This window comes from Gluconobacter albidus (genome assembly GCF_002723915.1).
Classification (GTDB): domain Bacteria; phylum Pseudomonadota; class Alphaproteobacteria; order Acetobacterales; family Acetobacteraceae; genus Gluconobacter; species Gluconobacter albidus.
Window position 1 is genome coordinate 434764 of record NZ_BEWL01000002.1, and the last position, 21067, is coordinate 455830.

The 21067-nt window shown below is 60.5% G+C and carries 25 protein-coding genes and 1 other RNA gene; 13 read left to right on the plus strand and 13 right to left on the minus strand.

Translation table 11 applies throughout. From position 1 onward, the window contains the following. Positions 1 to 11 precede the first annotated feature (11 nt). The 3 genes from GAL01_RS15950 to GAL01_RS05000 are packed head-to-tail and all read left to right on the plus strand — an operon-like array spanning position 12 to position 845. Entirely contained in the window at positions 12 to 158 is a 147-nt protein-coding gene (locus GAL01_RS15950; protein WP_231865429.1) for a hypothetical protein, read from the plus strand. Then, positions 159 to 356 (plus strand): hypothetical protein, encoded by a 198-nt coding sequence (locus GAL01_RS15955; protein WP_231865428.1) that lies wholly within the window; start codon positions 159 to 161, stop codon positions 354 to 356. Positions 357 to 365: 9 nt separating this feature from the next. Then, positions 366 to 845 carry a hypothetical protein gene (locus GAL01_RS05000; protein WP_062032987.1) on the plus strand — a complete coding sequence of 160 codons (480 nt, stop codon included), beginning with the start codon at positions 366 to 368 and terminating at the stop codon, positions 843 to 845. Positions 846 to 960: 115 nt separating this feature from the next. On the opposite strand, the gene GAL01_RS05005 is transcribed toward GAL01_RS05000, so the two are convergent. The 3 genes from GAL01_RS05005 to GAL01_RS05015 form a co-directional block, all read right to left on the minus strand. Next, positions 961 to 1749, minus strand: coding sequence for a hypothetical protein (locus tag GAL01_RS05005; protein WP_062032983.1), 789 nt, complete (start codon positions 1747 to 1749; stop codon positions 961 to 963). A gap of 59 nt (positions 1750 to 1808) precedes the next feature. Next, a complete protein-coding gene (locus GAL01_RS05010) occupies positions 1809 to 3140 on the minus strand; it encodes an NCS2 family permease (RefSeq protein ID WP_062033282.1) in 1332 nt (443 codons plus the stop codon). Between the two features lie 85 nt (positions 3141 to 3225). Beyond that, positions 3226 to 5271, minus strand: coding sequence for an AsmA family protein (locus GAL01_RS05015; RefSeq protein ID WP_082790809.1), 2046 nt, complete (start codon positions 5269 to 5271; stop codon positions 3226 to 3228). 206 nt (positions 5272 to 5477) lie between these two features. On the opposite strand from GAL01_RS05015, the gene GAL01_RS05020 reads away from it, so the two are divergent. Continuing rightward, positions 5478 to 6035, plus strand: a complete 558-nt coding sequence (locus GAL01_RS05020; RefSeq protein WP_062032975.1) for a biliverdin-producing heme oxygenase — start codon at positions 5478 to 5480, stop codon at positions 6033 to 6035. Here GAL01_RS05020 and GAL01_RS05025 read toward each other — a convergent pair. The 7 genes from GAL01_RS05025 to efp form a co-directional block, all read right to left on the minus strand. Continuing rightward, positions 6026 to 7432 (minus strand): glycosyltransferase family 2 protein, encoded by a 1407-nt coding sequence (locus GAL01_RS05025; protein WP_062032971.1) that lies wholly within the window; start codon positions 7430 to 7432, stop codon positions 6026 to 6028. The two genes, GAL01_RS05020 and GAL01_RS05025, sit on opposite strands and share 10 nt — an antisense overlap. Before the next feature lie 10 nt (positions 7433 to 7442). Further along, the gene (gene lepA / locus GAL01_RS05030; RefSeq protein WP_062032966.1) at positions 7443 to 9245 is read right to left on the minus strand and encodes a translation elongation factor 4; all 1803 of its coding nucleotides are present in this window, start codon (positions 9243 to 9245) and stop codon (positions 7443 to 7445) included. Positions 9246 to 9329: 84 nt separating this feature from the next. Then, positions 9330 to 10331 carry a peptidoglycan -binding protein gene (locus tag GAL01_RS05035; protein ID WP_062032960.1) on the minus strand — a complete coding sequence of 334 codons (1002 nt, stop codon included), beginning with the start codon at positions 10329 to 10331 and terminating at the stop codon, positions 9330 to 9332. Positions 10332 to 10334: 3 nt separating this feature from the next. Further along, complete coding sequence (locus tag GAL01_RS05040) at positions 10335 to 11471, minus strand: hypothetical protein (RefSeq protein WP_062032955.1); 1137 nt, start codon at positions 11469 to 11471, stop codon at positions 10335 to 10337. Positions 11472 to 11489: 18 nt separating this feature from the next. Beyond that, positions 11490 to 12254 (minus strand): OmpA family protein, encoded by a 765-nt coding sequence (locus GAL01_RS05045; RefSeq protein WP_174694442.1) that lies wholly within the window; start codon positions 12252 to 12254, stop codon positions 11490 to 11492. A 74-nt stretch (positions 12255 to 12328) separates the two neighbouring features. Further along, positions 12329 to 13156: an inositol monophosphatase family protein gene (locus tag GAL01_RS05050; RefSeq protein WP_062032950.1), complete on the minus strand. Its 828-nt coding sequence runs from the start codon at positions 13154 to 13156 to the stop codon at positions 12329 to 12331. Between the two features lie 6 nt (positions 13157 to 13162). Next, positions 13163 to 13729 (minus strand): elongation factor P, encoded by a 567-nt coding sequence (gene efp / locus GAL01_RS05055; protein ID WP_062032946.1) that lies wholly within the window; start codon positions 13727 to 13729, stop codon positions 13163 to 13165. Positions 13730 to 13945: 216 nt separating this feature from the next. Between efp and GAL01_RS05060 the strand changes: the two genes are divergently transcribed. Next, entirely contained in the window at positions 13946 to 14254 is a 309-nt protein-coding gene (locus GAL01_RS05060; RefSeq protein WP_062032940.1) for a carboxymuconolactone decarboxylase family protein, read from the plus strand. A gap of 14 nt (positions 14255 to 14268) precedes the next feature. Here the strand turns inward: GAL01_RS05060 and GAL01_RS05065 are convergent, their stop codons facing one another. Beyond that, positions 14269 to 15327, minus strand: coding sequence for a lysine-2,3-aminomutase-like protein (locus GAL01_RS05065; protein WP_062032935.1), 1059 nt, complete (start codon positions 15325 to 15327; stop codon positions 14269 to 14271). A gap of 53 nt (positions 15328 to 15380) precedes the next feature. Here GAL01_RS05065 and epmA point away from each other — a divergent pair, with 53 nt between their 5' ends. From epmA to GAL01_RS05080, 3 genes are all read left to right on the plus strand, one after another. Continuing rightward, positions 15381 to 16388 carry an EF-P lysine aminoacylase EpmA gene (epmA, locus tag GAL01_RS05070; protein ID WP_062032930.1) on the plus strand — a complete coding sequence of 336 codons (1008 nt, stop codon included), beginning with the start codon at positions 15381 to 15383 and terminating at the stop codon, positions 16386 to 16388. Between the two features lie 107 nt (positions 16389 to 16495). Beyond that, a complete protein-coding gene (locus GAL01_RS05075; RefSeq protein ID WP_176579578.1) occupies positions 16496 to 16933 on the plus strand; it encodes a hypothetical protein in 438 nt (145 codons plus the stop codon). Between the two features lie 56 nt (positions 16934 to 16989). Continuing rightward, positions 16990 to 17772: a fasciclin domain-containing protein gene (locus GAL01_RS05080; RefSeq protein WP_062027019.1), complete on the plus strand. Its 783-nt coding sequence runs from the start codon at positions 16990 to 16992 to the stop codon at positions 17770 to 17772. On the opposite strand, the gene GAL01_RS05085 is transcribed toward GAL01_RS05080, so the two are convergent. Continuing rightward, positions 17743 to 18321, minus strand: coding sequence for a thiamine phosphate synthase (locus GAL01_RS05085; RefSeq protein WP_062027021.1), 579 nt, complete (start codon positions 18319 to 18321; stop codon positions 17743 to 17745). The two genes, GAL01_RS05080 and GAL01_RS05085, sit on opposite strands and share 30 nt — an antisense overlap. Beyond that, a complete protein-coding gene (locus GAL01_RS05090) occupies positions 18308 to 18742 on the minus strand; it encodes a hypothetical protein (RefSeq protein WP_145995604.1) in 435 nt (144 codons plus the stop codon). The genes GAL01_RS05085 and GAL01_RS05090 overlap by 14 nt, the downstream gene beginning before the upstream one ends. A 35-nt stretch (positions 18743 to 18777) precedes the next feature. Between GAL01_RS05090 and GAL01_RS05095 the strand changes: the two genes are divergently transcribed. The 5 genes from GAL01_RS05095 to GAL01_RS05115 all read left to right on the plus strand — a co-directional run bounded on the left by GAL01_RS05095 (position 18778) and on the right by GAL01_RS05115 (position 20942). Then, entirely contained in the window at positions 18778 to 18996 is a 219-nt protein-coding gene (locus GAL01_RS05095) for a hypothetical protein (protein WP_062105642.1), read from the plus strand. A 3-nt stretch (positions 18997 to 18999) separates the two neighbouring features. Beyond that, positions 19000 to 19344 carry a cell division protein ZapA gene (locus GAL01_RS05100; protein WP_062027026.1) on the plus strand — a complete coding sequence of 115 codons (345 nt, stop codon included), beginning with the start codon at positions 19000 to 19002 and terminating at the stop codon, positions 19342 to 19344. 49 nt (positions 19345 to 19393) lie between these two features. Continuing rightward, positions 19394 to 19550: non-coding RNA, 6S RNA (gene ssrS / locus GAL01_RS05105), on the plus strand. Next, positions 19537 to 20115, plus strand: a complete 579-nt coding sequence (locus tag GAL01_RS05110) for a 5-formyltetrahydrofolate cyclo-ligase (RefSeq protein WP_062027029.1) — start codon at positions 19537 to 19539, stop codon at positions 20113 to 20115. Before ssrS ends, GAL01_RS05110 begins: the two co-directional genes overlap by 14 nt. 11 nt (positions 20116 to 20126) lie before the next feature. Then, positions 20127 to 20942, plus strand: coding sequence for a TIGR00282 family metallophosphoesterase (locus GAL01_RS05115; protein ID WP_062027031.1), 816 nt, complete (start codon positions 20127 to 20129; stop codon positions 20940 to 20942). Positions 20943 to 21067: the final 125 nt, after the last annotated feature.

Sequence of the window (21067 nt, forward strand, 5' to 3'; positions counted from 1 at the left end):
GGGGGAACGGCATGTCGGACGGGGAAGGCCAGGCAGTTAGTCTGGCTGATGGAAATGAGAGACGCGCCTATACGCTGCGGATGCTCGAGGATCGGGTTCTGCGACTGGAGACGATCGCGGGGGGGCTTTCGGATCGATATGAGGAACTGCGCACCTAGATGCGGCAGGAAATCTCGTCGCTGCGGGATCAAATGAAACTGCTGGAGACGAAGGTTGATGAGGGGAATCGTGTGGTCAACGGGAAGCTGGACCGGCTGATCGGGGGGCGGGCGGTCATTACGGGGATCATCACGCTGGCCACATCCATTCTGGGGACGGGCATGGTGCATGTTGCCCTGTCCCTGACCACAAAGTGAGGAGATGCCATGAGTGGAATTGATGCAGGCCAGCTCAAGCATCTCGTGGTCGCTCCCGCACTGGCGGCGCTCGGGCTGGATGGGGATGTTGCGGTCAATCTGGTGACGGGCACGGCCCTTGCGGAAAGTCGGGGAACATATGTCCGGCAGATCGGTGGCGGTCCGGCTCTGGGTTTGTGGCAGATGGAGCCAGCGACGCATGACGACTGCTGGGTCAACTTTCTGTGTTATCCGGCGGGCAGGAGGTTCGAGCGGATTCTGGAGGGGATGCTTTCGCAGGATCTGCCACGAAGCGCGCAGCTTGTCTCCAATTTGAGATATGCATCGGCAATGGCCCGCATCCGGTATTACCGGACGCCGGTCTCACTGCCGTCGTCCAGCGATCCGGCGGTTCTGAGCCGTTTTCACAAGCAGTATTACAACACGGCCGCCGGGGCAGCTGACCCTGTGGCCAATATCCCGTTTTTCCGTCAGGCGGTTCTGGTCTGAAGGGAGAGGGAGCGGTGTCGGGGAATGTATGCATCACGCTCCCGACACCGCATGACTGTTTAAACCGGTTTAATATGACGGAATAGTGGCAGATGACGCCGGAAAGCAGGCCGTTTCAGGTTCGGGATGTAGAAAGTGGCAACGTTCGCGCAGACAGGTCGCCTTTGAACGTCGTGCTACCCGTATGTGTCAGTGACAGGCCACGGTGGAGGGAGACGCGCCCTCCGATTGTGATCCAGCGACGGCAGAAGGCGAAATCTTCGGAAAGATAGGTCCGGGTTTCCGGGTCGATCAGGCAGTCGAACAGGGCATAGGCGTCTGACGACGGAGCTTGCGAAGTCTGGCCTTCGGACTTCGCGTCGATGCGGCTGTATCGGGTCTCGGGATAGTGGGCGATCATGTCGAGCACCATCTGGCGGGTCATGAGCATGAAGCCTGTGCCGATATAGGAGACGTTCGCGATTTCGCCCGGTGCGCTGTCATCGTGCAGGGTGGCGCAGTCTCCGACATAGCGCAGGCTGGCTGTTCTGGACTCTTCGCCAGCGGCCATGAAACGGTCCGTATCGTGGTCCCAGTAATGGGATTTCAGGGGGTAGGCCCCTCCGATCAGAGGGCGGTCCGCATCCAGAAGAGCGAGAATGTCGGTGATGGAAAAGCCGATGTCGCTGTCGATGAAAAGAAGATGGGTGGCATCGGTCATGGTCACGAACTGATGCAGGAGCGTGTTTCTGGCCCGCGTGATGAGGGCGTCACTCCCGATCGTGGACAGGGTGAGTTGCAGATTATGAGCTGGTGCTGTGGCCATGCAGCCGATGAGGGACTGCATGTAATCCAGCGTGATGGTGCCGCCGAAGCAGGGCGTGGCGATGAAGACGTGGCGCGGACTGGGAGGGCAGGAAGTCATGCGGGACAGCCTGCCCTGAAGCCATGAAAAAAGAATTAAAACCGCGCTTTAAAAAGTCTTCATGCTCCCATGTGCGCCTGAAGAACCATGTAAAAGACGAAGGCGGCGTCCAGACCGAGGACGATTGGTGTCAGACGGTGCAACTGGCGGGTTGCGATGGCGAGTGCGGTATAGATCAACAGGCCGCAGGACAGGCTCAGCATGAAATTGCCGGTCACGCCTGCGATGAGCAGCATCGTCAGGGGCGGGATGGCTTCTGCGGGTGTTTCAGCAACACGGCTGAGGCTGCCGAGCATGTTCAGGCCCACGAGAATGAGCACGGGAGCTGTGGCGATCGCGGGAATGGCGGTGATGAGCGGCCAGAAAACGGAAGACAGGGCAAACAGGACGGCGACGACGAGTGCGCTCAGGCCTGTCCGGCCACCGGCTTCGACGCCAGCCAGGCTCTCGACATAAGCAGAGACCGTGCAGGTTCCGAGCGAGGCGCCGATGATGCTGGCCGCTCCATCGGAGCCGAAAGCGCGATGGTCGAGAGCGGGTTTTTCGACCGTTCCGTCCAGGCCTGCGCGGTGGGCGACGCTCATCATGGTTGCGGTCGCGTCGAAGAAATCGCTCAGCAGGAAGTAGAGCGTGATGGGGACGAGAAGTCCGAGATGGGAAAAATATTCGTGGAAATCGAAGGGCAGGAACAGGTTGGTCGGGTAATGAGGCCAGTCCAGCAGGTGAGCCGGCAGATGCGTGATGGGGCCTGAGGGTGTGTGGATGAAAAGTCCGGCGATGGTGATGGCGAGGATGGCGAGGAGCAATCCGGCCGGGACGCGCAGGACCACGAGAATGGCGCTCAGAACGACACCCGCCATGCTGAGGAGGACGGACGGGCTGCTCAGGGATCCGAATGTCAGACCTTCGGGCGAAGGAACTGCGATGCCCCCCGTGATCAGGCCGATCCGGGCAATGAAGGCGCCGAGTGCGATCTGGATCCCGAGGACGATCGAGGGCGGAAAGCCACGGATGATGCGCTGGCGGATCTGGCTGAGAGAGAGGGCAGTGAAGCACAGTCCGCTGAACAGGACGACCGTAAAGGCTGTGCGCGGGCTGACATGGGCCTGCTGCACCACGACCTGCGCGAATAGAACGTTGCTGCTCATGGCGGGGGCAAGGGCGATGGGCAGTCTGGCCCAGAGCGCCATAAGCAGCGTTCCGGCGACGGCGCCTGCGATTGTGGTCATGACCATGTCATGGCGATCCAGACCCGCTGCCGAGAGGATAGCCGGGTTGACGGCCACGATATAGGCCATGGCCCCGAAGACCGTCAGTCCGGCAATGACCTCACGCGGGATCGTTGAACCGCGGGCCGTAATATGGAACCAGCGGTCGAGTCTGGATAGCAGCAAGCGGACACTCCGGGGGCAGGGGATGGCTGGGCCAAGCTATAGTCAAAAAAGCTGTCCCTGCCATGGGCTGGAGCGTATCTTTTCATTTCGGATTCGATTTTTTCTCCCATGCCTTGCTGACTTCTGCCGGACTCAGGCGGTGATGTGAGGCTTTTGTGCGCTTTTCAGCTTCGGGATGGTTCGGATGCGGGATGCTGCTGGGGCCTGAGCCTGTGGTGGCGCCAGGTGCAATTCCGGCGGCGGGGTGTTCGTTGGCTTCCAGAATGGCTTTTTCGCAGGCCGAGCCCTTGCCGACACCAAGCTGGATGGTCGGGATAAGGGCCGCGGGCGGGAAGACGATCCCAAGCCCGACGGAGGCCGCGACGCGGCCGATCAGTTCCGCACCGGGCAGAATTGTGGGGCTGTTGATCGGGCCGAAAATATGGACCGCGCCGGGTAGGGACAGGATCTGTGGCCCGATCGAACGGGTGGTCACGGCGTAATCCAACGTGTCTTTGTGGAAATTGACGGTTCCGGTGCCGCTTGTCCGGGTGGTGCCGGTTTGCAGGAGCATCGCATCGGTATGGACGATGCCGTTCTTGAGGGGCAGGTCGGCTACGAGGCATTCCAGCTTCGAGCGATCCGGAATTCCAAGCGCAGACAGGATGGCCGAGCCGAGCTTGAGTCCCAGCAGATCGGGAAGAAGGGCCGTCACGTCACCCCCGCGGTTCAGCACCAGTGTTGTGCCGCCGTTACCGTTTTCAACCAGGCTTGCGACCGAATTGCCGGTGGATGTCAGGGTGACATGCCCGCCAATGGTGCCTTCGCCCTGGAACATGTCCTTGGATGTCATGATCCGTGAAAGTGGCAGGCGGGAGACCTCCAGACGAAAGCGGGTATGGAACTGCTCGTTTTTGGTCGGCTCAAGCGTAGCGTTCGCGGAAATGGTTCCTGTCCCGGTGGCGAAGGTCAGGTGTTTGAGGTCAATGGCGCCATCGTGGATGTCGAGTTCGGTATCAATGTTGTCCAGAGGCCAGTTTTTGTTACGGATATGCTCGCCGTGATACGTCAGACGGACGTTGGCGGCGTTGAGTTTCGGGACATTGATTGTCTTGTCAGGCAGTACGCGTGTGCTGGCCGGTTCGGCTTTTTTCGCTGCACCGGGCTGCGCGCCGATGAAGCCGCCCAGGTCCGCCAGATCCACGGAATGGGAGTGCAGTGCTGCGTCCACGAAGATCGGTTTCTGATGCGGATTGACGTTGATGTCTCCGCCAATATCCGAAGAGCCCATATGGCCTTCGAATTTCTGGAAACGGATCGCGCGGTCGGAATAGGCGAGATTGCCAGTGACGCTATAGGCCGGGGTTTGTGGAATGGGCACGCCCGTCAGCGGGTAGAGGAGCGCCATGTCCGGACCTGCAAAATGCAGCGCAAGATTGGTGCCGCGAAAGTGGATCGGATCGTCAACCGTGCCGCGCAGCGTGATGTAGGTCGGTCCGTTGGCGAGGCGTCCGTCGATCGGATAGGGATGCGTGGTGTCCGTAATGTCCAGAAGGGCGCCTCCGACGATATGACCTGTGATGGGCGCGCGGGCGTACCGGCCTTCGAGATCAATCACGATATGCCCGTCATCGCCGTCTTTTGGCGGAACGGTATGGATGAGGACGTGCATGTCCGTCTTCAGCTTTGCCATCGCCACACGGATATTGCCGTCATTGATCTCGATCTTGCCGAGTTTGGGCAGGGCTGTTGAGGATGACGCTGTCTGGGAGGATGTGTCGGACGCTGAGGGGAATGTATAATTGTTCGTGCCATCAGCCAGTGAGACGATGTCGCCTTTAGGTGCATCGACACGGATCAGTGGCACGAAAAGACCGCCACCTGTCAGGTAACGCCAGGCATCGACTTTGACCGTGATGGCGCGAGCAGAGGCAAAGTCGTCTTTTTCTTTTCCGAAGCCCTCGGGCTGGCCGATTTTCAGATCATCGACCGTAATTGTTGGTTTGAAGCCAAGATGAACGTGCAGATGCGCGATGCTGACGGGGCGGTGCAGGGCTGCTGTGGCCTTGCGGTCAATGTAGGGAACGAACCAGTCCCATTGCCATACCAGGATCAGGATGATGAGGGCGGCCGCCAGCGCTCCGATCATACCGCCAGCGGTTTTCAGGAGCCGATGTCGCTTTTCCCGCCCGGCGAGAGGTTTGTCAGAAGGGGAAGGCGTCCGGGGCGGGGTGCTGCTCAACGGGGTTTTCTCCGGAATTTGTGGTGTGTCGGAAGGGATCTGGTTGTTGCAAGTCACTCTAATTACGGACAGAACCGGAAACGGTTTCACAAAGGATAGGAAGATCAGGACGAATGGACACGGTTGAACGCATTGGCGGGCAAAAGAGCTCAGGCCTTGCGGAACTGCGACGTGTCAGCCGAAAGGCGCATGAAGCCGTAGATGAGGCTTTTTCGCGTTTCGATCTTGCGGATCGAGCATCCTACAGTGCGTTTCTGACGGCTCATGCAGGCGCGCTTCTGACGGCCGAGACTTATCTTGCGAAGCACGCGAGCGCGCTGCCCTCATGGCGTTCACGCTCGGAACTGCTGAAGGATGATCTGCGGCAGATGGGGCTTGGAGTTCCTGCAGCGCGTCAGGACATCTTTCCCGAGCATGACGGCCTGGCGCTGGGCATTCTGTATGTTCTGGAGGGATCGCGCCTTGGCGGCAGGGTGCTTTCGGCTCGTGTGGCTGAGGGCTTGCCTCGGGCGTATCTGTCGGCCTTTCATCAGAAAGGGGAATGGCCGGAGTTTCTGGCGTATCTGGAGCGCTCTCTGAACGAGAGTGACGTGGTACGGTGTGATGCTGTTACGGCAGGAGCAGTTCTGACGTTTGACCTGTTCCGCAACAGCGCCGGTTCTCAGGCCTGAAGCGGTCGGGCCGGTCGCACGTTTCTTGGAACAACACCCGGAAAAGTGTCGGACAGGCGCTCGGCCTCTTCAAACGGCAACATTGCAATCGCACAGCCCAGGGCGCTGGCATCCGGTGCGGGAAGTCTGTCGATCCCGCGCAGGAGCCCCGCAAGGTTATGGCCTTCCGCCGTCAGGACCATGAAGGGTGTCATGCGGCTGTAGAGGCCGATCGTAGAATCGATTTCCGTCAGGGCATGATCGGGGATGGTGATGTGGATGTCGTCACCGCTCACGGGCGACTGAACCGTGTTCTCCGCGATCCGGATGCGCAGTGGCACCATGGGCAGAAGCGTCGGCGAACCCGGCAAGCAGAGATAGCGGTCGGGCAGGGGGTTTTCTGTGAAAAGGCATGCGTGCCAGAGATCTGTGTCCGACACTTCAAGAGCCATGACGAGCGGGTTGTAACGCCCGAAATTTGTGTCGGATGCTTCGACGGAGACCGGAGAGCCGTTCTGCGTATCCAGCATCAGTCGTGGCGACTGCCCGAGTGTGCAGAAGCGGAATTGCGGAGGGGAGCGTCGGGGCGAGGGAGCGGAGAGTTGTGCCGGGGTCAGGCCAAGCTTTTGCAGCACGGGCTTGTCTGCATGGATCATGGCAGCTTTGAGGCGCCAGTATAGATCGGTCAGTGACGCCTGTGTCATGAAAGAGGAAATTCGCCGGCTTTCGGGAAGCCAGCGCCTTGCACCCCCATAGTCGGCATCGTTGCGATCGAAATTTTTCCATGCCTGTTCAGGCATTGCACTCGGGTTGCGCCTGAAGAAACTTTCCCGGTCGCCCGCGGCAAAATGAAGGACCCGGCTTTTGTCCCAGGTCGCCTGTCTGTCCATTGCCGAGAAGGGATCGGGCAGGCTGCTGCCATGATGACGGGGCTGGACAAGATGCCGCACAACACGGTGATCCGGCAGGTTGAGCAGTCCGTGACGGGTGAAGGTTTCGACGGGTGAGAAGGCCGAAGGAGTCAAGTGTCCGGAAGAGCCGAACAGACACCAGTTTATCGCTATTGCTGTTTCGGTCGCACCCGCCGTGAATTCGGTGACGGATCGGGCGGTCTCGAAATGCAGGTACTCATCCGCCGCCAGGATCATCATCCAGTCGAACTCGTCCCGGCCCTGTTCGAGAGCATTTTCATGGAAGCGGGTCTGACGCTCCAGTTGTGTGGGGAGAGTCGTATCGGCGGACTGGACCCGGATGTCGTAGAGCGTGGCTGCGTTTGAGAGGACGGCAGCGGTTCCGTCGGTCGAATGGTCGTCGCAGACAATCAGGGTCGAAAAACCGATGGTGGCATGGTGGGCCAGCCACCATCCGATCGTATCAACCTCGTTGTGAACGAACAGGATGGCGGCGCTTTTCGACATCGGGCTGGGATCAGTCCATTTTCAGGGCGGCAAGGAAGGCGCTCTGCGGAATTTCGACCTTCCCGAACTGCCGCATGCGCTTTTTGCCTTCCTTCTGCTTGTCCAGAAGTTTGCGCTTGCGGGAAATGTCGCCGCCATAACATTTGGCCGTCACGTCCTTGGACAGGGCGCCGATTGTTTCACGGGCGATGACCTTGGAGCCGATGGCCGCCTGAATGGCGATCTTGAAGAGCTGCTTGGGGATCAGATCCTTGAGCTTGCCGCAGATCGAACGACCGCGCTGTTCGGCGACGGTGCGGTGCGAGATGAAGGACAGGGCATCGACAGGCTCGTGGTTTACGAGGATGGAGATGCGGACCAGGTCGCTCTCTTCGTAGCCGTCCATCTGATAATCGAAAGAGGCGTAACCCCGGCTGATGGATTTCAGGCGATCGTAGAAATCGAACACCACTTCGTTCAGTGGCAGGCGATAGACGGCCATGGCGCGGTTGCCGACATAGGTCAGATCCATCTGGACGCCACGGCGTTCGGAACACAGCGTCAGGACCGGGCCGAGATACTCGTCCTGAACCATGATGGTCGCCTTGATCCAGGGCTCCTCGATGGTTTCGATCTTGCTCAGCTCCGGCATGTCGGCCGGGTTATGCAGATCCTCGGACGTGCCGTCCGTCATGTGCATTTTGTAGACCACGGACGGGGCGGTCGCGATCAGGTCCAGATTGAATTCGCGAGACAGGCGTTCCTGGATGATTTCCAGATGCAGCAGTCCGAGGAATCCGCAGCGGAAACCAAAGCCCAGAGCCGCCGACGTCTCAGCCTCGAAGTGGAAGGAGGCGTCGTTCAGGCGCAGCTTGCCGAGGCTGTCACGCAGCTTTTCGAAATCGTCGGCGTCGATCGGGAAGAGGCCACACCACACCACAGGAATAGACGGCTTGAAGCCCGGTAGAGCCTTGGGGGCGGGGCGCTTGTCGAGCGTGACGGTGTCACCAACATTGCAGTCTGCAACGGTCTTGATGGCGGCATTGATATAACCCATCTCGCCCGGGCCGAGGCTCTCGACCGACTGCATCTTGGGCAGAAAGACGCCGACCTGATCGACATGATAGGTTGCGCCGGTCTGCATCATACGGATGCGGTCACCGCGCTTGAGGCGGCCATCCTTGATGCGGACAAGAATGATGACGCCCAGATAGGCATCGTACCAGCTATCGACCAGCAGGGCCTGAAGCGGGGCTTCGGCGTCGCCTGTGGGAGCAGGGAGGCGCTGCACGAGGGCTTCGAGCACACCTTCGATATTGATACCGGTCTTGGCGCTGATTTCGACGGCATCATCGGCCGGAATGCCAACCACGTCCTCGATCTGGGCGCGGACGCGCTCAGGCTCGGCAGCCGGAAGGTCGATCTTGTTCAGGACCGGGACGATCTCGTGATTGGCGTCGAGCGCCTGATAGACGTTGGCCAGCGTCTGGGCTTCCACACCCTGCGAGGCGTCCACGACCAGAAGCGAGCCTTCACAGGCAGCGAGCGAACGGCTGACTTCATAAGCGAAGTCGACATGGCCCGGCGTGTCCATCAGGTTCAGCGTATAGGTCTGGCCGTCTTTGGCCGGATAGGTCAGGCGTACCGTCTGCGCCTTGATGGTAATCCCGCGCTCCTGCTCGAGTTCCATCGAATCGAGGACCTGATTTTTCATCTCGCGCGCGGTCAGGGCACCACAGGCCTGGATCAGGCGATCGGCCAGCGTCGATTTGCCGTGATCAATGTGGGCGATGATCGAGAAATTGCGGATAAGGGAGAGCGGGGTATCGGTCATGGCTGCTACATAAGGGATTATCGCAGAAATGTCAGTAGATCTGCGCAAAAGCCTGCCTTTGTGAAAAGGCAGGCGGGAGTGGGATCAGCGGTCCGTCAGACGGAACTCGATCCTGCGGTTTCTGGCATAGGCTGCCGGCGTACTGGCAGCGTCCAGAGGCTGGTAGTCGGCAAAGCCTGTCGCGGCCAGATGGCGCGGGTCCACGCCCTCGGCAATCAGCAGTTTGACCACCGTAATCGCGCGTTCGGACGACAGTTCCCAGTTGCTGGGAAAGGCGCTGTGGATCGGCTGGCGGTCGGCATGGCCGTCCACGCGCAGGATCCAGGGAAGATCCGTCGGGATCGTCGAGGCGACCTGCTTGAAGGTATGGGCGAGGGTTGTGATTTCCTTGCGGCCTTCAGGTGTCAGATCGGCGCTGCCCTGCGGGAACAGGATTTCCGACTGGAAGACGAAGCGGTCTCCCACGACATTCACGCCTTTCTGGTCTTTGAGCAGGTCCCGCAGACGTCCGAAGAACTCCGATCGGTAGCGTTTGAGCTGGTTGACCTTGTCGGCCAGCGCCAGATTGAGCTTGTTGCCAAGATCAGCGATCTGGGCGTCCTTGCCCTGCTCGTTCTTCTTTTCAATGTCGAGGGCGTTGCTGATCGCCTGAAGCTGGCGGGTCAGTTCTTCAACCTGCGCCTGAAGGTCCGAGATCTTACTGTTCTGCTGTTTGCTCGTGTCGTCTGCCGAGGCCAGGGCCTGATCTTTCGATTGTAGCTGACCCGTCAAGGCGGCGATCTGGGTCGAAAGGGTCTGGAGCTGGACCTGATTGTGCTGCTTTTCGTCAGACAGCGTGGCAACGGTGGAGGACAGGCTTTTGTTCTTGTCTTCCGTCATCGACAGCATGTGCGACAGCTCGGCCAGCTGCTTTTGCAGGGCGTCGAGCGTGTGTTCGCGTCGTGACAGCGAGACCGAAAGGAACTGCTGCCCCACGACAAACACCAGCAGGACGAAGGTGACGACCATCAGCAGGGTGGACAGGGCGTCCACATAGCCGGGCCAGGCATCAAGGGCGTTGTGGGATCCGCGTCTGCGCCGGGCCATGGATCAGTCCTGCCTGCCGGGGGAGGGCGTCGTGCTGCCGGAGGCCGCCGCAATCGTGCGGGCCAGAACGCGGAGATCGTTTCGAAGCTCTCCGATCGTCTGCGCACGGCCTTCATGCAGTTCCTGGATCAGGCGGCTGAGATGCGTCTCGATCCGTAGGAGCGCCGTGCCCTGAGAGCCGGGACCGTCATCGCCCATATGGCGCAGAAGGGCGGTCTGGGTTTCGGCGGTGCGGGTCATGAGCGTCTGGTTGGCGGCGAGCAGATCCGTCATGCCGCGCAGGCGCTCCTGAAGGCTGTCGAGCATGTGCAGTTCGCGGACGCGGTTTTCCTCGCTGCGGGAGACGGCGTTCTGGAGTGTTTCCAGATTTTCGGCGGTCTGTTCGAGCAGGGCCTGAACATAGGCGGGAACAGGTGCGCCATCGCTGTCGATCGACGTGCTGCCGCTCACGCGCGTCACGCCAGCCAGCCATTCTTCCAGTTCGTTGAAGAAGCGGGTCTGGGCTTGTCCGGCGGTCAGATCCAGAAAGCCGAGGACCAGTGCGCCGGCGAGACCGAACATCGAGCCCGAAAACGCCGTGGACATGCCCGCCAGCGGGCCGGCCAGTCCGGTCTTGAGCTGGTTGAACATGACATCCATGTCCCCACCGCCCGCGGACATGTTGCCGATAACACCGGCAATCGAGCTGACCGTCAGCAGAAGTCCGTAGAACGTGCCCAGCAGACCCAGAAAAATCAGGAGCTGCGTCATGTAGCGGGAGATTTCCCGGCTTTCATCCAGCCGCGAAGACAGGCTGTCGAGCATGGCCTGCGTCGTCTGGGTGGAAAGCGTCAGGCGGTCCGTGCGGTTGCGGGCCGCCAGCATGCTGGCCATGGGGGCGAGCAGGCGCGGCGCCTTGGGTGCGGCCAGACCGGCGCGGGGTTGGCGCAGGAGTTCAACCCAGTGCACTTCCGGCATGAGGCGCTGGACGACATGCAGGTTCCACAGGATGCCCAGGAGGAGCACACCAAGGATGATGGCATCGAGCTTCGGGTTCGCACTGAAGGCCTGAAGCAGGGTTGTGCCCATTGTCGCGGCCAGAAGGCCGACCGCGACAAGGAAAACGGCCATTCGGAGCAGATAGGTCGTAGGACGTGTCACGGCGTGTCTTTCCTGATGTTATTTCGGCAGGCCGTTTGCGGAAGGTGAGGGGTCTGCGGGATTTGTCTCGATGACAACATCCAGCCGGTCGGCAGGCGCGCTGTCTCCGGCGTCCGGACGTCCCAGCGCGCGGGGATAGAGACGGGTGGTAGCGACACCTGCGTGAATAAAGATCGAGCGCACGGCGAGTGCGTGGGCCAGCGCGATGCGGCGCGGCATGGAGACGTCATCGCCTGGCAGTGTGGCATGAGCGATCAGCACCACCCGCTCTTCTGGGTGATGGGAGAGTTCGGCTCCATAGGCCTGAAGCGTTTTAAGGCTGTCGGCGTTCAGCGCTTCGCTTCCGGATGGAAACAGAACCCGCAATCCACCGTCAGGCAGCGATTCCGTACGGCTTGCGGCATCGGCGACAGCTGTCACGTCCGCAGGAGGAACGGGCGGGTGAAGCTGGACCGGAACGAACGGGGGGGGCAGCACGACGGGCGGCGGCGGAGCGGGAGGAACGCCTGGAACCGTTTCATGCGCGGGAGCGGATCTGGCTGGAGTGGCCGCCGGGGCAGGCGTGGAGGCTACGGCAGGTTTCTGGGCAGCCGGTTTTGTGCCGTCATGGGCCGCCGGGGTGTGGGCCGTGCGCGGCGCAGGGACCGGTTTTTTCGCGGAAGGGGCTGGTTTAGCCTGAGGCAGATCATCCAGATTGCTGGTGACCTGTGCCTGTGCGGCGGGCAGCGAAAGGCAGGCCAGAAAGGCCGCCAGAGAAAGGGAGGAGAGGATCGGCCTGTGCATGTCAGGCCGATCCTAGACGACGCCTCACGACTCCCGCAATGGGGCGTGAGGACAGTTTCGTCAGCTCCGGTCAGTCAGTTCCGGTTCAGGGCTTCATGCACGAGCGCGCGCAGAGTGCCGTGCAGGTTTGTGTTGCCCGCAACGACATTCACGTCGTCCGGCAGATCGTGGAGTTCGTTGCCGTCCGGATCGGTCGCGTAGCCACCGGCTTCACGCACCAGAAGCAGGCCTGCTGCGCAGTCCCACGGCTTGATGCCGAATTCCCAGTACCCTTCGTAACGGCCTGCGGCGACCCATGCGAGATCGAGAGCGGCGGCGCCGAAGCGGCGAATCCCCGCGACCTGCGGCATCAGCGCGCCGAGAACGCGAGCGAACGGCAGACGGCTGCTGCCCGGAACCTTCGCAAAGGGAATGCCCGTTGCGAAAACGGCTTCCAGCATATTGCGGCGGCCGGAGACGCGGAGGCGGCGCTCGTTGAGGAACGCGCCCACGCCTTTTTCGGCCCAGAACATTTCGTTGGCCGCCGGGTTGTAGACAACCGCGGCGGCCAGTTCGACCGAGCCGTCCTGCAGTCTGCGCTGAAGGCCGATGGAAATGGCCCAGTGCGGAATGCCGTGCAGGAAGTTCGTCGTGCCGTCCAGCGGATCGACAACCCAGCGCCAGGTCCAGTTGTCCCCGCCCGAAGCGCCGCTTTCTTCCATCAGGAAGGCATAGCCCGGCCGCGCACGGCTCAGTTCCTCGCGGAGGATGGTTTCGGCACGCAGGTCGGCCTGAGAGACGAAATCTCCCGGACCCTTGATGCTGACCTGAAGCTGTTCGACCTCTGCAAAGTCACGGAGCAGACGGCGCGAGGCCTTCTGCGCGGCGCCCTGCATGACGGCCATGTGCGGGGAGAGACGCATGATGGATCAGTCCTTCGCGCGTTCGACGTAGGAGGCGTCTTCCGTGCGGACAACAATGCGCTCACCGGCTTCGATGAACGGCGGAACAAGCGTCTTGACGCCATTGGACAGCACGGCAGGCTTGTAGGACGAGCTGGCCGTCTGGCCCTTGACCACAGGGTCGGCTTCCGTGATTTCCAGCGTCACATGCGGGGGCAGTTCCACGCCCACCGGGTCGCCTTCGACCAGCTTGACGTTCAGCGGCATGTTGTCCTGAAGGAACGCGAACTGGTCCCCGAAGATGTCCTTGGCGAGAATCAGCTGTTCGAACGTTTCCGGGTCCATCAGGACGACATTGTCACCATCCATGTAGGAGTAGGTGTAGTCCTTGTCTTCCGTCATCAGACGCTCGACGGAATCAGCCGTTCTCCAGCGTTCGTTGGTCTTGTTGCCCGTCTTGAGATCGCGCATTTCGACCTGAATGAAGGCGCCACCCTTGCCCGGGGTGATGATCTGCTGCTTGAGAACCGTCCAGCGGCGACCGTCGTGCTCGATGACCTGGCCGGCCCGGATAAGGTTGGCTTGCTGTTTCATGCTTGTGTCCTGATGACCCTTGGATAGGGATTTTCTGTCACGTCTTGTGGGCTTCTAGCGCCGCACGGGGGCTCTAAGCAAGGCACAAGGGATACGTGGGCTGTGGGGACTTCAGGAAAGTGTGAAGGAAGAGGGGCTTGGGAGCGCGCACTGGGCAGGTCATGTCAGACTGTGTGTGCGTCCTGAGGGTCAGGGCGAAACGCAAGGAGAAGACGCATGTACGATATGAAGAACCTCTCGCGCATTTCCCATCTCGAAGCCAATGCCTCCAAGGGCATGGACGCTTTCTGGCAGTTCGACCGCGCGGCTTTCGAGGAAGGGACGGTCAGCGCCCTCACCAAGCAGCTTGCCGCCGTGGCTGTCGCCCTGACGACCCAGTGTCCGTACTGTATTGAACTCCACGTGAAGGCGGCGCGCGAAGCCGGGGCGACGGACGCCCAGCTTTCCGAAATCGCGCTCGTGGCCGCGGCGATCCGCGCGGGCGGTGCGATTACACACGCCACGCATATGTTTGGCGCGAAGTAGGCTCTTTTTCCGTCTCAGGTAAAGTCGCACGTCTCTCCGTCAGGTGTTGAAACCGTCCCCGGAGAGCCGGGCTTGAGATATTCCGGGCCGATCGGGACTTTGCCCCGGCCGCCCGGAATATCCAGAACATAGGTTGGCCAGGCAAGGCCGGTCACACGCCCGCGGAGCTGGCGCAGCAACGCCTGTCCTTCCTCGACCGGAACATGGAAATGTCCCGTTCCGGCTGCTGCATCCAGATGGTGCAGGTAATAGGGTTTGACCCGCGCTTTCAGGAATGCCCGCAGCAGGGCTTCCAGACTTTCCACCGTATCGTTGACCCCACGCAGCAGAACCGATTGCGACAGGACCGGAATGGCGCGCGACAGGACGGCGCGGATGGCTTTCGTGGCCTCCGGTGTCAGTTCGCTGGCGTGGTTGGCATGGACCACGAGCCACATGGCGCGGTCCGTCTCCATCGCATCCAGAAGCTCTGCCGTCATGCGGGCCGGGTCGGCGACGGGGACGCGGGAATGGATGCGGATGGTTTCGATATGGGGAATGTCGGACAAGGACTGCACGATGTGCTTCAGCCGGCGGGGCGCCAGCATGAGCGGATCGCCCCCCGTGAGGATGATTTCACGGATATTGGGATGCTGCCGCACCCAGTCCAGCGCGGTTTCAAGTTGCGCATCATTCAGAAGGCCACCGCCGGGTCCAACATGTTCGCGGCGGAAGCAGAAGCGGCAGTAAAGCGGGCAGACCAGCAGAGGCTTGAGAAGCGCACGATCAGCGTAGCGGTGGACAATTCCGGGGACGGGCGAGAGCGCATCGTCACCGATCGGGTCCGTGTCTTCGTGCGGCAGCGTGACCAGTTCGCGCGCATCGGGAATGACCTGTCTGGCGATAGGGTCGTCCGGATGTGTGATCAGGTCCTGAAAGGCGGGAGGAATAGCCATCGTGAAGCGTTCGCCCACCGCTTCGAGCATTGAACGGTCCGTCTCATGCGCCAGCCCTGCGTCGATCAGATCCGACGGTGTGCGGAGAGTGGCGCGTTTTGGGGAATGCTGTTGGGCTGTCTTGACCATATCGTGCATGTGATGCCTCTAGCGGTGTGGGTCCCCGTTTTGCAACAGGAGCGATAGACGCAATGACCGTATTGTCCGCTGGATTGGACGCTGATTCGGCCCGGATCTCCGAGCGTCTGCCGCTGCTCGAACGGCGTTCACAGATGGTGAGATCCGTTCGGAGCTTCTTTGAAGAACGGGGCTATCTGGAAGTCGAGACGCCCTGCGCCGTTCCCGTTCCAGGAGAAGAAGTCCATCTACGGTGCTTCAGAACCGAGCTTGAACGCCCTGACGGCTCCCGCGAGGCGCGTTTCCTGCACACGAGTCCGGAATTCGCGATGAAGCGGATCGTGGCGGCGACGGGGAAAGCCGTGTTCCAGCTCGCGCGCGTCTGGCGCAATGGTGAGGCGAGCAACACGCATGCGCCCGAATTTACCATGCTGGAATGGTACCGTCCGGGTGCTGACCTGTCGTCCCTGATGGATGAAACGGAATCTTTCCTGCGCGCCCTTTTGCCGCCTGTGGTGCATCGGGGCACGGATATCATTGATCTGTCACTCCCCTTCGAGCGTCTGACGATGCAGGCTGCTTTCGCGCGTTATGTGGGGGCGGATCTGCTGGGAACGGCTGGAGATGCTGCAGCCCTTGCAGAGCAGGCGCGTGTTGGTCTGCGCAACGGGGAGACCTGGGAGGATCTGTTTTTCCGGCTTCTGCTGGAGCGTATCGAGCCTGTGATCGGCCGTGAACGTCCCACATTCCTGACGCACTGGCCGGCTGAACAGGCCGCTCTTGCGCGCCGGGATCCGATGGATGGGCGCGCCGCCCTGCGGTTCGAGCTGTATGTGGGGGGGCTGGAACTGGCAAATGCGTTCGAGGAGCTGACGGATCCGGTGGAGCAGCGGGAGCGTTTTGTAACGGACCGCAAGCGCCGTATCGGTCTGTCACCGGATCAGGACTGGCCGGTGGACGAGAATTTTCTGGCGGCGCTCCCGGATCTGCCGCCCTGTTCGGGGATCGCGCTCGGATTTGACCGGCTGGTGATGCTGGCAACGGGGGCGCCGCGGATCAGTGACATTTTGTGGTTGGCCTGATCTTTTCGGAACTTGCAGGAGTTTTAATCCTTCTTTTGCGTCAGAAGGGCTAGAACGTGTCGAAAGAGGAACATGACCGCGTTGCAGCGGCACAGTCGGGGAAGATGATGATGAAAAAAGTTGGCGTGCTGTCCGTTCTGGTGCTGCTGGGCCTTTCCGCCTGTGAGGTCCCGACTCTTCAGCAGCGCAAGGTTCTGGATTCCATGGTCGGCAAGTCCGAAGTGGATGTCCTGCGCCAGTTTGGTGTGCCGACCCGCAACTACGATGCGCAGGGCCATACGTTCCTCGCCTATATCGACAACCAGACGCAGTATTCTCCCGGTGGTGGCTGGGGTTGGGATGGCTGGGGCGGCGGTATGGGCGGCTGGGGCGGTGGCTGGGGCGGTGGCTGGGGTGGCATGGGCGGCTGGGGCGGCGGCTGGGGCGGCATGGGTGGATGGGGTGGCGGTTTTCCGTCAACCTATTACAACACGAGCTGTCAGACGACATTCGAGCTGGTCAGCGGCAGGGTCGTCGGATGGACCATGCGCGGGGACGGGTGCTGAATCACCCGACCTGCTCTATGGTCGTCTCTCCCGCTCACAGGATGGTGCGATCAGGCATGGATGTGCGACTCGATGTTTTTCCCTCACGACGGTTTCCGGGCTGGGAGAAGGGGCTGAAACTCGGCGTAGGGCTTCTTCTCGGGGCCACGCTCTCCGCCTGTGGCGATCCTGACTGGCAGGGTACGGACTGGACGAAGAACTATCAGGACAGTTTCGAGACCCGGATCAGCGCCCGGGCTTCCACCATGCCGGGAACTACGGATGGTGCTTACCAGCCCAGCGCGGACGGGACGCCCAACAGCCCGGTTGCCTACCATTCTCCTCCGATGATGTCCTACGAGGACCGTCCCCTTGACGAAAATATCGCGGGTTCTCTGGAACTCAGCGATTACGTCAAGGCGCTCCGGGTGGCGAAGCTGGAGCCCTGGATCAGCGGTCCGGGGCCGTACACGCTTTTTGCGATTCCCAACGCCGCCATGGAACGTCTGAGTGCGCGCTGGCCCGGTGGGCTGCTTGCACCGGCCAATCGTGGGCAGCTCGTCCATATTCTGGGCTATACGATTGCGTACGGAAAATGGAACGAAGCCGCTTTGCGCCGGGCGATCCAGCGCAATCATGGGCATGCGATCGGTTTGAAGACCCTGTACGGGGATCTTCTGGGCGTAGAAATGTCTCCGCATACCGGTGAATTGCTGCTCGAAAACGCAGTTGGTGAGACTAACCGCCTGTGGGGTAAGTCTTTCCCACAGTCCAATGGCGTTCTTTACTTCACCCAGGACACGCTGCTGCCGATACCCGTCAAAACGGTTTCAACCGGCCGCAAGCACGGCCATCGCTGAAAACCGCTCCTGATCCTTGCCATCAAACTGAAGGGGGATGGCAAGGAAATCAGCTCCGGCAGCGATCGCTAGGGACGCGTCAGCCGGGGTCGTGACGTTCTCGGTAACGCCCGGAAGCTCCATGACGGAACTCCACCATTTCACCAGTTCCAGATCGCCCGCTGGAAACGCGACATAGTCTGCGCCCGATTCGCCAGCTTTCATGGCGTCATCACGGTTGTCGCAGTGACAGCCGATCGGCATGTCGCTCCCGACGGTCTTACGAAGGGTGACCAGATCCTCGACACAGGCGACATGCAGTCCATCGCAGATTCCCAGCAGAGAGTCTGATGTACCGGACAGCGGAACGTCGACTTCAGGAATCAGGGCGACCCCATTGGCATGAAGCAGGGCTACGAGTTTTGAAAGCTGTGCTTTCTCTGGTGTCCAGCCACGAGGCAGCCGCAGGGCGGTGACTTCAGGCAACGGCAGAATATCGTGCAGTACCGCCAAAGCGGCATCCATATCGAAACCGGTTTGCAGAACGGGGTAGAGATCACAGGCTGTCATGGGGATCTTCTCGCAGATTGTCGGAGCGGGAGCTAGGCGGTCTGAGCGTCAGGAGGCGCCCGCGGTATCGGTCATAGGATTGCAGAGTGCGCAACTGTGCCGCATTGACCCGGCAGATCACCCCTCCAACCCCGAGATCCAGTGCCTGCCGTGCCGTCGTGGGGGAGTCGCCGCAGTCCAGAATGGACAGTTCTGCATGGGTGTTCACGACGTTCAGCCACCAGGGAACGCCAAAACTGCTGCCTGCACTTTCGACGGAAAGAGCAAGAAACCGTTTTCCCTTGAGTTGGGCCACACGCTCCATCTCGTGGCGCGACGAAATTACGAAAACAGGATAGTGAACGGGCAGGGATGTCCTTGACCCCAAAGCGGGATCGGGTCTTTCCTGAGCAACGGGCCGGAGCAGGTCTGTATCGGGCATTTGACTGGCATGATGATTGCAGGAACGGGAAGAACGTGGCGGTAAACGAGACAGGTATTGCGCAGGACGATAAGACGCTTGAGCGTCTTGAGGAAGCGATGATGCGGATTGCCGCTGCGTCCGAGCGTCATGTGCTGGCAAAGGAAGCCTGTGAGCGCGCCCTTCATTCTGCGCCTGATCTTTCGGAATTTGCAGCCAATATTGATGCGCTGTGCGCCCGCATTCAGGGCGTGCTGAACAGGAAAGAGGGCTGACCAATGGGACAGGTGTCTATTCGCCTTAATGGTTATGTCTATAGCGTCGGGTGTCAGGATGGCGAAGAAGCGCATCTGTATGACATGGCCCGTCATGTCGAAGGCTGGCTCCAGCGGGCCCGGAGTCTGGGTGGCGCTGCAAGCGAATCCAAGACGCTCATGATGGCAGCGCTTCTGATGGCCGATGAAATTTTCGAACTGAAGCACCGGCAGATTTCGCCTCAGGCCGAGGCGCAGATCCAGCAGGCAGGCCATTTGCTTCAACGTGAGGGCGCGCGTCAGGAGCGGCTGGCCCGACTGGCGGGGCAGGCGGAGCTTCTTGCCGCAGAACTTGAACGCGCCTCCTGATTCTTCAAGGTTTGCATTGAACATCGGGCCGGACAGTCTAATATAGGGAATGGAGCTGCCTGGTGCGTCAGGCAAATCATCCCCCGGGCCGATAAGCATTCCTACGGGAACTGGCTCTGTCGTGGCCCTGGTCACGTTAACCGGTGCCCACCTGCACTTGCAGGTCTAGGAGGGCTGAAAAGACCAACGGCTTTGGCGGCTCCACAGATTTCCGAAATCGACGTTCTTAAAAAAAGACTGCGTTGTAAAATGGCGGAGTGTCGGCTGGCACTTTCTCCTGCTGATGAAGAGCGGCTGCGCCTCCTTCTCCTGAAGGAAATTCTTGCACAGCCAGCCCAGCGGATTGCCGCTGTCTGGCCTCTTGCCGGAGAAGTCGATCTTCGGCCTCTATGTCACGCTGTGTCGGAAACAGGACGTCAGGTTCTGTTACCTGAAACCACGCCCAAGGGCTCTCCTCTGGTTTTCAGGCGCTGGACGCCCGCTTGCCCCATGATCGCTGGTCGTTTCGGAACATCGCACCCCGAAGGGGAAATTGAGGTTCCGGATCTCGTTCTCGTTCCCTTTCTGGCGTTCGACCGTTTCGGTTACCGCCTTGGATATGGTGGCGGTTACTATGACCGTACTCTGGCCGCACTGGATGTGCCGGCGATCGGCTTCGGTTTTGCCGGTCAGCAGGTCGATTCCGTGCCGACTGGGCCTTACGACGTTCCGTTAAAAACGATTGTGACCGAGCGCGGAATTATCAGGGCTGATCTCCCAAAACCATTATGAAAGACTGACTGTTGAGACTGCTGTTTCTGGGCGACATTATCGGGCGTAGCGGGCGTGAGGCCATTATCCGAAATCTGGCCGATTGGCGTCAGAAACTCTCACTGGATCTGGTGGTCGCAAATGGGGAGAATGCTTCACACGGCTATGGCCTGTCGCCTGATATAGCGAAAAACCTGCATAGCGCCGGGGTCGATGTCATTACGCTGGGCAACCATGCCTGGGACCGTCGTGACATGATCGGCTATATCAATCAGGCTCCTCATATCGTCAGGCCCGCCAATTATCCTGCCGGAACCCCGGGGCAGGGGAGCCATATCGTCGAAATAAGCCGCGGGCGCAGGGCTCTGGTCATCAATGTGATGGGCCGCATTTTCATGGACCCGCTGGACGATCCTTTCCGGGTCGTCAGCGAAATCCTGTCCCGGCACCGTCTCGGGGTGACGGTTCATGCCATCCTGATTGACGTTCATGCCGAGGCCACCAGCGAGAAAATGGGCTTTGGAGCCTATTTTGATGGCAGGGCCTCTGTCGTGGTGGGGACCCACACGCATGTTCCCACCGCAGATCACCGCATTCTGCCCGCAGGCACAGCCTATCAGACAGATGCGGGAATGTGTGGTGACTACGATAGCGTCATAGGAATGGGAAAACCCGCCGCCCTTCACAAACTGGTTCGTAAAACCCCGGGTGACCGTCCGCAGCCGGCGGAAGGGGAGGCGACAGTTTGTGGGCTCATGGTGGAAACGGATGATGCCACCGGTCTGGCCAGAAAGGTCGCCCCGCTGCGGATTGGTGGCCATCTGGCTCCCAACTGGCCGGACTTCTGAGAAAAGCAGAAAATTTGAGAAAAATCCGCCTTTTTTCGAGTGCGATTCGCAATGAATAACGTGGGTTAGTCATTTTTACCGCAGAAAACCGGGATTTTTTCTGTTGATAAGTGTCTTGTGAATTC

Bases quoted from the DNA above. Each gene is read 5' to 3' on its own strand.
- GAL01_RS15950 (WP_231865429.1), top strand. From the start codon at position 12: ATGTCGGACGGGGAAGGCCAGGCAGTTAGTCTGGCTGATGGAAATGAG.
- GAL01_RS15955 (WP_231865428.1), top strand. From the start codon at position 159: ATGCGGCAGGAAATCTCGTCGCTGCGGGATCAAATGAAACTGCTGGAG.
- GAL01_RS05000 (WP_062032987.1), top strand. From the start codon at position 366: ATGAGTGGAATTGATGCAGGCCAGCTCAAGCATCTCGTGGTCGCTCCC.
- GAL01_RS05005 (WP_062032983.1), bottom strand. From the start codon at position 1,749: ATGACTTCCTGCCCTCCCAGTCCGCGCCACGTCTTCATCGCCACGCCC.
- GAL01_RS05015 (WP_082790809.1), bottom strand. From the start codon at position 5,271: ATGATCGGAGCGCTGGCGGCCGCCCTCATCATCCTGATCCTGGTATGG.
- GAL01_RS05020 (WP_062032975.1), top strand. From the start codon at position 5,478: ATGGACACGGTTGAACGCATTGGCGGGCAAAAGAGCTCAGGCCTTGCG.
- GAL01_RS05025 (WP_062032971.1), bottom strand. From the start codon at position 7,432: ATGTCGAAAAGCGCCGCCATCCTGTTCGTTCACAACGAGGTTGATACG.
- lepA (WP_062032966.1), bottom strand. From the start codon at position 9,245: ATGACCGATACCCCGCTCTCCCTTATCCGCAATTTCTCGATCATCGCC.
- GAL01_RS05035 (WP_062032960.1), bottom strand. From the start codon at position 10,331: ATGGCCCGGCGCAGACGCGGATCCCACAACGCCCTTGATGCCTGGCCC.
- GAL01_RS05045 (WP_174694442.1), bottom strand. From the start codon at position 12,254: ATGCACAGGCCGATCCTCTCCTCCCTTTCTCTGGCGGCCTTTCTGGCC.
- GAL01_RS05050 (WP_062032950.1), bottom strand. From the start codon at position 13,156: ATGCGTCTCTCCCCGCACATGGCCGTCATGCAGGGCGCCGCGCAGAAG.
- efp (WP_062032946.1), bottom strand. From the start codon at position 13,729: ATGAAACAGCAAGCCAACCTTATCCGGGCCGGCCAGGTCATCGAGCAC.
- GAL01_RS05060 (WP_062032940.1), top strand. From the start codon at position 13,946: ATGTACGATATGAAGAACCTCTCGCGCATTTCCCATCTCGAAGCCAAT.
- GAL01_RS05065 (WP_062032935.1), bottom strand. From the start codon at position 15,327: ATGCACGATATGGTCAAGACAGCCCAACAGCATTCCCCAAAACGCGCC.
- epmA (WP_062032930.1), top strand. From the start codon at position 15,381: ATGACCGTATTGTCCGCTGGATTGGACGCTGATTCGGCCCGGATCTCC.
- GAL01_RS05075 (WP_176579578.1), top strand. From the start codon at position 16,496: ATGATGAAAAAAGTTGGCGTGCTGTCCGTTCTGGTGCTGCTGGGCCTT.
- GAL01_RS05080 (WP_062027019.1), top strand. From the start codon at position 16,990: ATGGATGTGCGACTCGATGTTTTTCCCTCACGACGGTTTCCGGGCTGG.
- GAL01_RS05085 (WP_062027021.1), bottom strand. From the start codon at position 18,321: ATGACAGCCTGTGATCTCTACCCCGTTCTGCAAACCGGTTTCGATATG.
- GAL01_RS05090 (WP_145995604.1), bottom strand. From the start codon at position 18,742: ATGCCCGATACAGACCTGCTCCGGCCCGTTGCTCAGGAAAGACCCGAT.
- GAL01_RS05100 (WP_062027026.1), top strand. From the start codon at position 19,000: ATGGGACAGGTGTCTATTCGCCTTAATGGTTATGTCTATAGCGTCGGG.